Consider the following 11,899-nt stretch of genomic DNA (forward strand, 5'->3'; position numbering starts at 1 on the left):
CGACGGCACGGACTACACGCACTGCGATGGACCTCGCTCGTGCGGTGCGACGCGCGCGGAGGAGGCGCCTCCGCCTTGGTGCTGGCTGCGCGCTCTGACCCCCGCCCGCCCAGGCCGCAAGCCAGGCCCCCAGGGAGCCCGCACGGCCCGGTTGGTCGTCAGGGTGACGCCTGCTGACCTCGAGGCCTACCAGGCCGCAGCGAGGAGCGCAGGCGTGTCTATGGGGGAGTGGGTGCGTGAGTCGCTGGCGTTCGCCCAGCTTGCCGCCGAGTCAGCGAGATACGTACCGGCTGCGGCCGAGAAGGAGCATGGAGGATGAGCAGGGTCGGTGCGGTAGACGAAGATCTTCTCGACGAGGAAGAAGAAGAAGAAGAAGAAGAAGAAGAAGAAGAGCAGCCCCAGAAGCTCTCGTTGGGCCGCCCCGTCCTTGGCGCTCTTGAGGCGTTCGAGCGTGAGTCGCTCCTCGCCGAGGAGGTGACGACGCCTGCCGGCTTGCTCTACGAGATCCGGCAGTTCCTCGGCGGCGCGCCCATCGCGTACGACCCGTGCAGCTGTCCCTGGTCGCCGACGCGCGCCACGAACGCGAACATGCTCACCCAGTACCGCGCGGCCCAGCTGAAGCTCTCGACCGAGGCGACACAGTCGATGCGCTACAAGCACAACTTCCCAGGGAAGGTAACCTTCGGTGATGGCCTGCGGCGTCCCTTCCCGGACGAGGGCCTCACGTACGTTTTCCCCGGCTTCAAGGCCGGCAAGACCCAGCAGTGGCTCAAGAAGGTGCGCACCGAGTCGCTCAACCACCGGGCCCGCGCCCGCGGCGGTGAAGCCGCCAAGGTCGTGCAGCAGGGCAACGAGCTGCCGTTCGCGGGCGAGGTCATCATGGTGGTGAGCCTCGAGCATGCGGCGCGCCCTTGGTTCGACTACGTCTGGGCCGCCGACGCAGTGTGCTTCCTGCGCGAGCCGTTGTGGTTCGGCGGCGCCGAGGAGCGCAGCAAGGTCGGCACCGTGCTGGTCTACTACGGGTACCGGAAGGGGCGCTTCCGCCGGCACTTCGCAGGCGCTGGGCGCGTCATGCGTCGCGGCGACATCAAGTACAGCGGGCCGAAGAGCCTCGGGGCGTACGCACCCCCGCCTCCGGCCGAGGAGCGCCTCGTGAAGCCCGTGAAGCAGAAGACCGTGATCAGGCGCAAGAAGGCGCAGAAGGACCAGACACCATGATCGTGCAGACCGGTGAGCCGCAGCTGCGGAAGCCTCTCAGCGACATCTTCCCGGAGTTCAACGGCGGCCCCAGCTCGCGCGGCAGCACGTACTGGCGCCGCGAGCTCCAGTGCGCACGCGAAGGGCTCCTCAGCAACGACCTCGGTTGGACGCCCTTGCAGCTGAGCGAGGCACTCGACATGGGGCTGCTCTGGCACTTGATGCTCGAGCGGTTCTACAAGGTGAGGCAGCGGGCGCAGCAGGCCATGGCGGGGCGCGCCGACACCCCGGCGCTGGGAGCTGCCATCGTGAACGCGCTGCAGCTCAACTGGATCGACCCCACAGCCTACTTCAGCGCGGGCGCTGAAGAGGCCACGCGCGCTGCGTTCTCGGTGCCGGACGCCCTCGAAGGGCCCCCCGACTACGACAACGACACCTGGCGCGGTCGGCTCGAGCGCATGCTCAAGAGCTACCTGGCGTTCAGCCGCGGGGACCAGTGGGAGATCCTGGCCGTCGAGCACGAGTTCCGCACCGATGCTGGGAACCCTCGGCAGGGCGTCACGTACACGAGCCGCCTCGACCTCGTCGTGCGCGACTACGAGGTGCGCGCGGCGCCCGTGTTGCGCAGCGTCGAGCACAAGAGCTCGACCTTCGACGACCCCCAGACGTTGAAGATGTTCACGCACGACCTCCAGACGGGGGCAGGTGTGGGTCATGGCGAACGCGCTCGAGACGCATTGGCCCGGTGAGTACTACGCGGGCGGCCTCGTGAACCTCACCACGAAGGGCGGCAAGGTTGAATGGAGCAAGGCGCAGCCGCGCAATCACCGCGTGGTCGTGGCGCCCCCGTGGGAGGGGCTGCTCGAGTGGCGCGAGTCGATGCTGCTCGCCCAGCAAGACCAGCAGCGGAATCCTGAGCGCGGCTGGCCGAAGAACTGGGCGGCCTGCAACCGCCCGTACGGGCTCTGCCCCTTCTTCGACGTGTGCAGCACGGACGTCTCGCGCGGCATGCTCGAGCAGGGGCGACCGTACACGGGACACGACTACGCCGCCGGGGCACCCGTGGGTCCGTTCTTCGAAAGGCAGAAAAAGCTGCAACTGTCCGTACTTCCGTGACCACATACGATTGGTCGAAAAAATCTATTGACCTCTCCACCGCGCTCCTGTAAGAACCTGATTCTCCGTTCGACACAACCGAACAAAACGCAACCTACGCCAACACGCCTAGGACGGAGTGACACCATGAAGACCCTCGCCTGCCCGACTCTCACCGGAGCACGACTCGAATGCTGAACGCCCACATGCGGACCAACCAGGGCGTCGCCACGCGCCCCGTGCGTGCCTTCTTCACGGGGCCCTCGCGGTCGGGGAAGACTTCGACGGCGCTCTCCTTCCCGAACTCGTTGCTCGTCTCGGCAAAGGACGAGAACGGGGCTCGTGTGGCGGACAACCTCCCCTTCCACGTGAGCGTGGTCGAGTGCGGCGGCTTCCAGGCCGGCAAGAGCTCGAGCGGGCCAGCGCTCATGGACGTGGTGCGCTGGGCTTCTGCCGAGGCGCGTAACGGGACGCTGCGACGCGCTGACGGCAGCCCTGTGGGCACGATCATCATCGACTCGCTGTCGCACTTCGAGTCGATGCTGATGTCCGAGCTGGTGGGGCAGGGCAAGATGGAGCAGCAGACCTGGGGTGTGCTGCTCGAGGCTTGGAAAGCCTTCCGCGCGGCGCTCTGGGCGCTCCCCGTGCACGTGGTCTTGACGTGTCTCGATGAGGTGAAGCAGTCGAAAGACGGGCGCATCATCGGTCACACGAACGCGCTCAAGGGTCAGATCGGGGCGCTCCTCCCGAGCGAGTGCGACATCATCGCCTACACCGAGCAGGAGGCCGATGGGGTCTTCATGGCCTACATGTGCCGCCGAGGCATGTTCACAGGCGGCGGGCGCATCCCGGGGATGCCGAACGGTGCCTATCAAAACTTCAACTTCGGGGCGCACATCGCCCCGTACCTGGGCGCCTAGCACCGCCCTTGTACTGAGCCACAACCAACCAGTCACACACGAAAGAGAGCCAGAAAACAATGCCGCTTATCCAGATCCAGGGCGAAGAGAACGTCGCCATCAACGATGCGAAGCAGTACACCGGCAACGGCGGTGGGATGGTGCCCGAGGGCATCTACCAGATGCTGGTGACCGGGTTCGACATCAACCCGCCGAAGGAGGCCGGCAAGTACCCGTGGTCACGCCTCGAGGGGCAGGTCGTGGCCGTGCTCCAGCTCGCCGACCTGGCGAGCACGCCCCCGATGGGTCGCAGCGTGAGCGAGGTGCTCTCGCACAGCCCGAAGACCGTCGGCACGATGAAGGCCCTCGTCGAGGCAGCGGGCGTCCACTACGCGATCCAGCAGTACGCGGGCGGCGTCCAGGGCATCGCCTTCGACACGGACCACCTCGTGAACCGCATCATCGAGGTCAAGGTCATCCACCAGGCGGACGACCGCCCGGGCGCGAAGTACCCGATGCAGACCAGGCTCGTCGACTACCAGCCGCAGGGCACCTTCGCCCGCGCGGGTGGCGTCGTGCAGAGCGCGCGTCCGGGCGCTGTGGCCGGTGTGGTGGCGCAGCCCGTGGCCGCGCAGCCGTTCATCCCCGGGGGCTACGTCTCCCACGCGCCCCAGCAGGTCGCCCAGCCGGTGGCGCAGCCGGTGGCGCAGCCGATGCACCAGCCCGCCCACCAGCCGATTTCGGCCGGCTATGCCCAGCCGGGGCCGCAGGGCTACCAGGGGGCCGGAGCGACCCCGCCCGCGTACCAGCGCTGAGAGCGTACGGCTCTCGTGCCAGGTGCCTTGAGCCAACGACATCGTAGGATCGCCGAACGGTCGCGCGGGATATCGCGACCACCCGGGTGCCTCATAGAAGGTTGACAGGCCCAGCCCCGCCGGGGGCGTTGCCAGCGCAGGTTCGAGCCCTGCGGCACCCACCAAGTTCATCTCTCACAACCACAGGAACCGCCATGATCGACTGCGAGCACAACTTCCAACCGGGGCCGTACCCCGATGAGCCTCGGAGCTGCGTCTGGTGCGGCGAGATCGAAGGCGACGCTTTCGATGCGGCAGCTGCCGCGCGCGACTCACGTGAGGAACTTGAGGCGCTCGGACAGCTGCGGCTGCGCGAGGAGGAGGAGGGGCACATCAACCTCCTCACTGAGGAGGACCAGCAGGATCTGCGTGAGCTCGACTTGCAGTCGAGTCACTACACCAAAGCCCAACTACCGGTGTTCGCCCAGACACCACAGGGAGCCTTCGACTACGCGTACGACGCGCGCTCGGCGCACTGCTCGAGCTGTCAGCTGACGCCCACGGCGGACGGGCACTGCCCCGGGCGCGCGCCGCAGGCGCCCGAGAACTTCAACGGCCTGATGGTCGTGTGGGGCTTCCCGACGCAGCGCGCCATCCGCCTGGGGGACGCTTCGGGCGGCAACATGAGCATCTTGCAGCAGGCGTTGCGCCGGCACGGGATCGAGTACGAGGACGCGTACGTGACGCACGCGATCGCGTGCAACATCCCCCAGGAGATGGACCGCAACGACATCCCGGCGAACGTCTTCGATAGCTGCCGCTACAAGCTGCTCACCGAGGTGCAGAACATCCAGCCGCGCGTCATTCTCGCGCTCGGCTCCGTGGCCTTCACTGCGGTGATGGGCGATCAGGTGATGAAGACGCGCCGCGAGGCGTACGACTGCCCGACGTGCAGCAACGAGCGCACCTGGCGCCTCTGGGGCTGCGCGAAGTGCAAGACGAGCTTCCGGCATCTACCCTGGACCGATGCGAAGGTGCAGCCCGAGGGCACGCCCTGGGACCACTTCTGTGGCTGCGTGAAGGAGGACGGCAGCCACGCCGTCGGCCCGAAGGGCAAGCCCTTGAACCCGCCCAAGTGGCAGAAGCACGTCGAGAAGTGCGGCGACTGCAACGGGCTCAAGACCAAGGAGGTGCAACTGCCCACTTTCAGCTGCGGGTACACGCTCACGGGCAAGGGTGGCATGGCCGGCGGCGCGTTCACCGTCGACCGCACGCCCCTCGGGCACCTCTACCCCGAGGACGCGCGCGCGAACACCTACTTCATCGGGACCTACGACCCGCACTCGCTCCACAACAAGGCGGCGACGGACGCGCAGAAGCAGATCCTCGGCCAGTTCCTGCTACCCGCGTTCGACGCCCACGTGGCCAAGGCCTCGAGGCTGCTCGCGGGACAGGCCCCGAAGTGGGATCTCCAGTGGTCGTCGACCAAGGACCCGTTGGTGTTGCGCGAGTTCATGACCGAGACAGCGTTCGCGCAGAGCGGCCCCGAGCTCTGGCTGGCTGGCGCGAAGCCGCTCGACTTCGACATCGAGACGGACAACAAGGACCCCATCCTCGTGACCGACATCCGTTGCGTGGGCATCCACCGCCGCGCGGACGGGCGCATCCTGGTGCTCGAGACGGCAGGCATGACCGTGGAGTCGAGCCTGGTCCAGGAGCTCAAGCACTACATGGGTCGCGGTGATCTGCGCTGGGCGGCCCAGAACGGCGTCTACGACCTCCGGGTGCTGGAGCGCCTCTGGGGCATCCCTGTGCCCGAGACGTGGACCGAGGACTCCCTCGTGGCACACACGCTGCTGCTTTCGGACGCCCCGCACGACCTCGGCCACATCGCCTTCCAGTTCACGGACGCTCCTCCCTGGAAGCCGCCCAAGAACAGCAACGGCTTCGGGCAGTTCGACTCCTCAGAGCAGCTCCACCTCTACAACGCGCGCGACTGCCGCGCGACGGGGCTCGCCCTCGAGGCGATGAAGCCCGAGCTGGTGGCCGAGGGCATTGAGCACCTGCTCGACTTCGACATGCGGAAGCAGCGCATCGCGCTCCGCATGGGCGCCTTCGGGGTGCCCGTGAACCGCCAGGTGATGCTGCAGCGCACGGCCGACCAGACCTTCATCGCCGAGAAGGCGCTGCGGGCGATGCGTGAGATCGTGGGCCTCGTGCCAGACGCGCTTGTGAGCGACGGGGCCATGAAGGATGCGAAGGCCGAGAAGCGCGACCCGCGCCTCTTCAACCCGAATAGCCAGCGCCAGCTGCAGTGGGCGCTCTACACGCGCCTCGGGCTAGCCCCGTTGAACCCGCAGGCACCCTCGGCCGACAAGGAGGCGCTCCTCCCGCACATGAAGGTTCCGTTCGTGCAGACGCTGATGCGCTATCGCGGGGCGGACAAGCTGCGCACCACCATCGGCAACATCCCCATCGGCCAGGACGGGCGCTTCCACCCCGAGTGGAAGCCCCAGGGCGCGGTCACGGGGCGCTGGTCATCCTCTCCCAACTTCCAGAACTGGCAGGGCGCCACGAAGACCATGGTCGAAGCGCCCGAAGGTCGCGTGTTCGTGGGCGCCGACTTCAGTCAGCTCGAGCTCCGCATCATCGCGGCGCTGGCCGGTGACGAGAAGATGATCGACCTCTGCGCCAACGCGCAGGAGGATCGGAAGCTCGAGCCGGACTTCGACCCGCACAGCTACATCACGGCCATCAGCTTCGGGCAGGCGTTCACGAGTCTGTCGTTGAAGGACCCGAGCTGCACGGCGAAGAAGGATTACACGAAGACGTGCCTGTGCGAGACGTGCCGGCGCAAGACCTACCGCGACATCACGAAGCGGACCATCTACGCGCTCGCGTACGGCGGCGACGAACACACGGTGCTGGCCGGCATCTACAACGACGGCTACGACGGCCCGCCCATCACGCTGCAGATGGTGCAGCGCACCGTCGAGGCTTACTTCGCTGGTTTCACGAAGGTGAAGCCCTGGCGTGAGGGGGTGCTCCGCGAGGCGAAGCGCACGGGTTACGTGCGCGAGATGATGGGTGGCCGCTACCGCTGCTTCCCGCTCGGTCAGGTGGACGACACCGTGGCCTACAACTACGGCGTGCAGGGCGCGGCCTCGGCTGTCGTGGACACCTCGGTGATCACGCTAGACGAGCAGCTGCGCGCGCGGTACGACGGGCGCAACCAGATCTTCGCGACGGTGCACGATGCCGTCTACGTCGAGTGCGACATCGCAGACGCGAAGGAGGTCTCAAACCTCGTCGAGGAGTGCCTCAGTTGTGAGGTGCGCTTCAACGGCGGTCCGTGGATGGCGCTTCCCGCCAGCGCGAACATCGCTCTCAACTGGAAGGACGCGGCGTGAGCTGGCCAGAAGCCGTGACGGCGGTCGGGTGCGCGTGGGCGGTGGCGTTCATGTGGTGGGTGGTGCTGCGATGAAGACCAAGATCGTCGAACGCCATGGAGAACGGTTCGTCGTTCTGGTGTTGGAGTGCGAAACGGACGAAACGGTGCGTGTCTTCCGTGTCGCAGAGGTTGTGGAGGTGTCCGGCACAGCGCAGCTGTGTGAGACATGCGCGAACTGCGTGCTGACGCTGAGAGACGGGTCCAGGGTGGTGGTGGATGACCATGTCTCTGACATGAGTCTCGGGTTGTGGGATGTGGAGTCGTGCTTTGGGCTTCCAGCACGCGCTGCTTGCGCGAATTGCGGTGTGCCGTGGTGACCGCTCGCCCGACAGCCAAGCCGTTCATCAAGTGGGCGGGCGGCAAGGGCCGTCTGCTCGAGCAGATCGCCCCACTGGTCCCCGCCGAGGTGCACACCTGGGTGGAGCCGTTCCTCGGGGGCGGCGCTTCGCTCTTCGGGCTGGGCGTTCACCGCGCGAAGAGCGTCATAGCCGGGGACGTCAACACCGCGCTCATCAACGCCTTCCGCTGCGTTCGCGACGACGTGGAGGGCGTGATGCTCGCGCTGGACGACCTGCAGCGGCTCGGGCCTTACCGCGACCAGTACTACCGCGAACGGAGCGCCTTCAACCGCTGGCTGATATCTGTGGAGGGCGCACGCAGAGGTTGGCCCAACACTATTGCAGCCGCGCAGTTCATCTACCTGAACAAGACCGGGTACAACGGCCTCTGGCGAGTGAACAAGCTCGGAGAGCTCAACGTGGCGTGCGGCGACTACAAGGAGCCGCGCATCTACGACTCGGCCGAGCTCATCGCGGCCAGCAAGGCGCTGCGCCACGTGTCGTTGTGCTTGAACAGTGCCTCCTCGTTGTTGGGCACCGCTGCCGCCGGGAACAAGTTCTACTTCCTCGACCCGCCCTACACCCCGACGAGCGCGACGGCCGGCTTCACCGGCTACTCGGTGGGTGGTTTCACCCACGCGCACCACCTCGAGCTGCGAGATGCCTGTCGCCGCATCGACAAGGACGGCGGCAAGTTCCTGCTCTGCCAAGCGGACACGCCGCTGACGCGTGAGCTCTACTACGAGTGGGACGTGCGCACCGTGAGCACACAGCGCAGCATCAGCATGAAGTCCACCACCCGCGGCGTGACCACCGAGCTGGTTGTCCGCAATTACACCACCCCGCAAGACCCCAAGGACCCAACGTGAGCAACCACATCGACAAGCGCGCGTACGAAGACCCCATCGCTGCCAACGCCCACAACACCATGACGCTCTGGACGCTGTTCCAGCGCGACCTCGGCTCCATCGTCGCCCCGAAGGAGAAGAAGGCCATCATGCGCATCGCCGCGCGCATCGTGGCGCGCCGCACGGACACCACGCGCGCGGAGTTCATGGACGACTTCGTGACGACGCTCGGGCGCCGCATCTACCTGCCGTTCGTCATCGGCACCGAGGAAGAGGGCTGGGGCTTCCGCGCGCAAATGCTCCTCGCCGTGCACGAGCACCAGCACGTCGCCCAGTGGCGGAAGCAGCCGGTACGATTCCTCGCGCAGTACGCGCGCAGCACGCGGAAGCGCGCGCTCTTCGAGGCCGAGGCCTTCCTGGCCGAGTTCGAGGCCTGCGCGATGTTCGACTGGAACCCGCCGAGCCTCGAGCAGCGCCTCGGAACCCTCAACGGCTACGGGGTCGCCGCCGCGGACATCCAAGCGGCGCGCGACTGGATCACGCCGCGGCTGGTCGAAACCGAGCTCTGGCCGACCACGCGCGCCGGCAAGGTGGCGCAGCGCTGGGCCGCTCTCGTGAGGCATCCGTGAAGGCGCGCCGTTTGCTGCAGCTGCGCCTTGCGCTGGTCATCCTGGCAGCCACGCTGGTCGTGGCGTGGCTCGCGTTCGTCAACGTGCTGGCGCTCTTCCTGCTGCTCGAACACCTGGGGTCCTCGTGAGAGCGAAGTCGAACACACCGACTGACCTGTTGCGGAAGCTCGAGCGGCTGGTCAAGGCTGACGACCACATCGAGGACTTGAAGGCGAAACGCGACGCCGGGAAGCACATCGTGCACAACACCGCGTGGCGCGGGGCGTACCTGGCGCGCGAGAAGGCCGAGCTGGACCTCTGGGGCAACCACGCTGACGATCGCGCCAAGGTGGCACGGGAGCTGCTGGCGGCGTTGCGCGCGCCACGGGTTCGCATCCATGTGCCAGTGCGACCCGAGGCTCAGGCGCTGCTCGACAACGGGGGCCAGGCGTGGATCGACTCCCTGACCGACCTCGACGCGAGCGATTGAGGCGCGTACGCTCACACCATGGCCAGCAAGCTGATCACGTTCCGTGTCGATGACGACGAGCTCTACCGCAAGCTGCTCGAGGAGGGTGCCGCCCTGGGCGTGAGCCCGCACATCATGGCCAAGGAGATCGTCGCGGGGCGCTACGGGCGTAGCGACACCACGCCGGCAACAGCTCTTGGGGAGCACTTCAAGCGGCAGTACCTGGCGCGGATGCAGGAGGCCATCCGCGCGGCCACACCGGAGCTCGAGGAGCTGATGCATCGGCTGGCGCGTGAGGTGCTCGATGATCGGGTGTGGGGCGGCGCCGGGCAGGGCGGGCGCCCTGTGGGGACGCCGCGCCCGAAGCGCCGGAACTAGGGCTGCGACCGCCCCCAGTGCCCCGCTGTGCGGGTGTTGTCGGCAGGCGCATCGACCTCGCACGCGACGGTCAGTCCGTTGCCGAGGTCGATGGCCTGCCGGAAGGCGAAGCCCATCTGCGGATAGGGCTGGAAGCGCGGGTCAGGCTGTCCAGCCTCCCAGGCCGCGTGCTCCTCGGCCGTGGCCGGGCGCACGAAGAGTCCCGTGCGACGCTCGAAGATGTCGGTGCGGAGGTTGGACATGACGGGGTTCCTTTCGAGGCGCCGGAAGTGAGAGCGGCGACCTGAGACCACAATCTAGCGGCGCCTGAATCGAATAACAAGTAGTCTGCTAAATAAAAATGAAAATAGTTCTAAAATGCCGGTTTTATTGGGTTTTTCTTGTGCAGAAAAGCAGAGATACACTTTTGCTTACGTGTAGGTTGGTGTAGGTCACTTGCGTACATGCTCAGGCCTGCGGTATCCTGCGGGGGTGACCGCCACCACCAGTCTACATCGGCCCCTCGTCCAGCGCGACCGCAAGCCCGCCTTTGCGCTTCCCGCGCGCGCGTTCGCGCCCGCTCGAGCAGCCCTGTTGGTGCTGCTCGCGCTGGTGCTGCCGCTCGTGTCCGGCTGCGGTGAGCGTGCGTGGCAGCGCAGCATGCTGGTGAGCCTCGAGACGACGCGCATCGGCACAGAGGCTGCTTGGTCGATCGCCATCGAGAACCAGCGCACGAGCGAGGCGGCGGCCATCAACGACGGCGCCGCGCGCGCGGCCGGCCTCGAGGAGGCTGCGCGCCTTGTCATCCTTGCCGAGGTGCAGCGCGAGCTGGCCACCGTTCGCGCGCGCTCGCATGCGGTGTACGCGCGCTTCCGCTTGGTGCGGCAGCTCCACGCGACAGCTGTTGCGGCCTTCGACGCCTACCGCGCAGGGCGCGGTACGCGCGCCTCTTTCTTCGCGGCCATGGACCCTCTGCTCGACGCGTGGCGCGCCCTGCAAGAGATCCTGCCGAACCGCGGGCGGCCTGACGCCCCCGCAGATCAACCCGCCCCTGTCACTGAGGATCCCTGAATCATGGCCCAGCTTCTCATCGGTACCACCAGCGTCGACGTGAACGACGTTGCCCTCGTCGCCCCGCGCGGCGCCCTCAGCACGGTCTACCTGGCCGACAACTCCTTCCTCGAGTCCGCGCTGACGCCGGCCGCGCAGCGGACGGCCATCAACGGCACCGCCGCGGGCACCGTGCTCACCACGGTGATCACCAGCACCAACTACGGCCTCTGCTACGTGGGTGCCGGCAACGTGCAGCGCATCGACCCGAGCAACGGTGTGCTCGGATCGAGCATCGTGCTGCGCGGTGGCCCCGGCCCCGTGGTGTGCCCCGCGCTGACCGTGGCGGCTGCGGCCGTCCTGGTGGATGCAGCCGCTGGTGCGACCAACTCGACGCCCGGTGGCGCCTGGACGCCAGTCATCACGAATGGAGCGGGCACGACGGCGACGTTCACGGCCAACGCCGCGAACTACATCCGCTCGGGTGGCCCGGTGGCGGCGGCCGGCGACATGGTGTTCGTCACCGCGCTGTTCTCGGTGACCATCGCGGCCCTTGGGACGATGTCGTTCACGGTCGCGGGCCTTCCGGTGGCCGCCAACCTCACCTCCGAGGCTCCGGTCCTCGAGGTGACGCGCATCTCGGGCGACGCGTCGGCGCCGTTCATCTACGCGGACATCACGGGCGCGAACACCGTGACCATCGCGGCGCCTGGCGCCGTGACGCTCGAAACCGTGGTGCAGATCGCCATGCACCTGCCGTACCGCGCGGCCTGATCCACGCCAGCGCGCGCCC

Annotated in this window: 14 protein-coding genes and 1 tRNA gene; 14 read left to right on the forward strand and 1 reads right to left on the reverse strand. The window is 67.2% G+C overall.

Features of this window, described 5'->3' with window-relative positions:
* Positions 1-315: 315 nt before the first annotated feature.
* From IPK85_01405 to IPK85_01460, 12 genes are all read left to right on the forward strand, one after another.
* The gene (locus IPK85_01405; GenBank protein MBK8246052.1) at positions 316-1,218 is read left to right on the forward strand and encodes a hypothetical protein; all 903 of its coding nucleotides are present in this window, start codon (positions 316-318) and stop codon (positions 1,216-1,218) included.
* Positions 1,215-1,946 (forward strand): PD-(D/E)XK nuclease family protein, encoded by a 732-nt coding sequence (locus IPK85_01410; protein ID MBK8246053.1) that lies wholly within the window; start codon positions 1,215-1,217, stop codon positions 1,944-1,946. Before IPK85_01405 ends, IPK85_01410 begins: the two co-directional genes overlap by 4 nt.
* Entirely contained in the window at positions 1,912-2,313 is a 402-nt protein-coding gene (locus tag IPK85_01415) for a hypothetical protein (protein ID MBK8246054.1), read from the forward strand. The genes IPK85_01410 and IPK85_01415 overlap by 35 nt, the downstream gene beginning before the upstream one ends.
* A gap of 170 nt (positions 2,314-2,483) precedes the next feature.
* The gene (locus IPK85_01420) at positions 2,484-3,212 is read left to right on the forward strand and encodes an AAA family ATPase (GenBank protein MBK8246055.1); all 729 of its coding nucleotides are present in this window, start codon (positions 2,484-2,486) and stop codon (positions 3,210-3,212) included.
* 59 nt (positions 3,213-3,271) lie between these two features.
* The gene (locus IPK85_01425; GenBank protein ID MBK8246056.1) at positions 3,272-4,006 is read left to right on the forward strand and encodes a hypothetical protein; all 735 of its coding nucleotides are present in this window, start codon (positions 3,272-3,274) and stop codon (positions 4,004-4,006) included.
* Positions 4,007-4,090: 84 nt separating this feature from the next.
* A tRNA-OTHER gene (locus tag IPK85_01430) sits at positions 4,091-4,170 on the forward strand.
* A 30-nt stretch (positions 4,171-4,200) separates the two neighbouring features.
* Positions 4,201-7,395, forward strand: a complete 3,195-nt coding sequence (locus tag IPK85_01435; GenBank protein MBK8246057.1) for a hypothetical protein — start codon at positions 4,201-4,203, stop codon at positions 7,393-7,395.
* 70 nt (positions 7,396-7,465) lie between these two features.
* Complete coding sequence (locus IPK85_01440) at positions 7,466-7,753, forward strand: hypothetical protein (protein MBK8246058.1); 288 nt, start codon at positions 7,466-7,468, stop codon at positions 7,751-7,753.
* A complete protein-coding gene (locus IPK85_01445; GenBank protein ID MBK8246059.1) occupies positions 7,750-8,643 on the forward strand; it encodes a Dam family site-specific DNA-(adenine-N6)-methyltransferase in 894 nt (297 codons plus the stop codon). Before IPK85_01440 ends, IPK85_01445 begins: the two co-directional genes overlap by 4 nt.
* Complete coding sequence (locus IPK85_01450) at positions 8,640-9,251, forward strand: hypothetical protein (GenBank protein ID MBK8246060.1); 612 nt, start codon at positions 8,640-8,642, stop codon at positions 9,249-9,251. Before IPK85_01445 ends, IPK85_01450 begins: the two co-directional genes overlap by 4 nt.
* A 124-nt stretch (positions 9,252-9,375) precedes the next feature.
* Positions 9,376-9,720 carry a hypothetical protein gene (locus IPK85_01455; GenBank protein ID MBK8246061.1) on the forward strand — a complete coding sequence of 115 codons (345 nt, stop codon included), beginning with the start codon at positions 9,376-9,378 and terminating at the stop codon, positions 9,718-9,720.
* 18 nt (positions 9,721-9,738) lie between these two features.
* Positions 9,739-10,077 (forward strand): hypothetical protein, encoded by a 339-nt coding sequence (locus IPK85_01460; GenBank protein ID MBK8246062.1) that lies wholly within the window; start codon positions 9,739-9,741, stop codon positions 10,075-10,077.
* Here the strand turns inward: IPK85_01460 and IPK85_01465 are convergent.
* Positions 10,074-10,319, reverse strand: coding sequence for a hypothetical protein (locus tag IPK85_01465; protein MBK8246063.1), 246 nt, complete (start codon positions 10,317-10,319; stop codon positions 10,074-10,076). The genes IPK85_01460 and IPK85_01465 overlap by 4 nt on opposite strands.
* 229 nt (positions 10,320-10,548) lie before the next feature.
* Between IPK85_01465 and IPK85_01470 the strand changes: the two genes are divergently transcribed.
* Both IPK85_01470 and IPK85_01475 read left to right on the forward strand, forming a co-directional pair.
* Complete coding sequence (locus IPK85_01470; protein ID MBK8246064.1) at positions 10,549-11,127, forward strand: hypothetical protein; 579 nt, start codon at positions 10,549-10,551, stop codon at positions 11,125-11,127.
* A 3-nt stretch (positions 11,128-11,130) separates the two neighbouring features.
* Positions 11,131-11,880, forward strand: a complete 750-nt coding sequence (locus tag IPK85_01475) for a hypothetical protein (GenBank protein ID MBK8246065.1) — start codon at positions 11,131-11,133, stop codon at positions 11,878-11,880.
* The last annotated feature ends 19 nt before the right edge of the window (positions 11,881-11,899 follow it).

It is taken from the genome of Gemmatimonadota bacterium (assembly GCA_016712265.1).
Classification (GTDB): domain Bacteria; phylum Gemmatimonadota; class Gemmatimonadetes; order Gemmatimonadales; family Gemmatimonadaceae; genus RBC101.

What these genes read in the sequence shown, in the direction of transcription:
- IPK85_01405 (MBK8246052.1), top strand. Translation starts at nt 316, where the DNA reads ATGAGCAGGGTCGGTGCGGTAGACGAAGATCTTCTCGACGAGGAAGAA.
- IPK85_01410 (MBK8246053.1), top strand. Translation starts at nt 1,215, where the DNA reads ATGATCGTGCAGACCGGTGAGCCGCAGCTGCGGAAGCCTCTCAGCGAC.
- IPK85_01415 (MBK8246054.1), top strand. Translation starts at nt 1,912, where the DNA reads ATGGCGAACGCGCTCGAGACGCATTGGCCCGGTGAGTACTACGCGGGC.
- IPK85_01420 (MBK8246055.1), top strand. Translation starts at nt 2,484, where the DNA reads ATGCTGAACGCCCACATGCGGACCAACCAGGGCGTCGCCACGCGCCCC.
- IPK85_01425 (MBK8246056.1), top strand. Translation starts at nt 3,272, where the DNA reads ATGCCGCTTATCCAGATCCAGGGCGAAGAGAACGTCGCCATCAACGAT.
- IPK85_01435 (MBK8246057.1), top strand. Translation starts at nt 4,201, where the DNA reads ATGATCGACTGCGAGCACAACTTCCAACCGGGGCCGTACCCCGATGAG.
- IPK85_01440 (MBK8246058.1), top strand. Translation starts at nt 7,466, where the DNA reads ATGAAGACCAAGATCGTCGAACGCCATGGAGAACGGTTCGTCGTTCTG.
- IPK85_01460 (MBK8246062.1), top strand. Translation starts at nt 9,739, where the DNA reads ATGGCCAGCAAGCTGATCACGTTCCGTGTCGATGACGACGAGCTCTAC.
- IPK85_01465 (MBK8246063.1), bottom strand. Translation starts at nt 10,319, where the DNA reads ATGTCCAACCTCCGCACCGACATCTTCGAGCGTCGCACGGGACTCTTC.
- IPK85_01475 (MBK8246065.1), top strand. Translation starts at nt 11,131, where the DNA reads ATGGCCCAGCTTCTCATCGGTACCACCAGCGTCGACGTGAACGACGTT.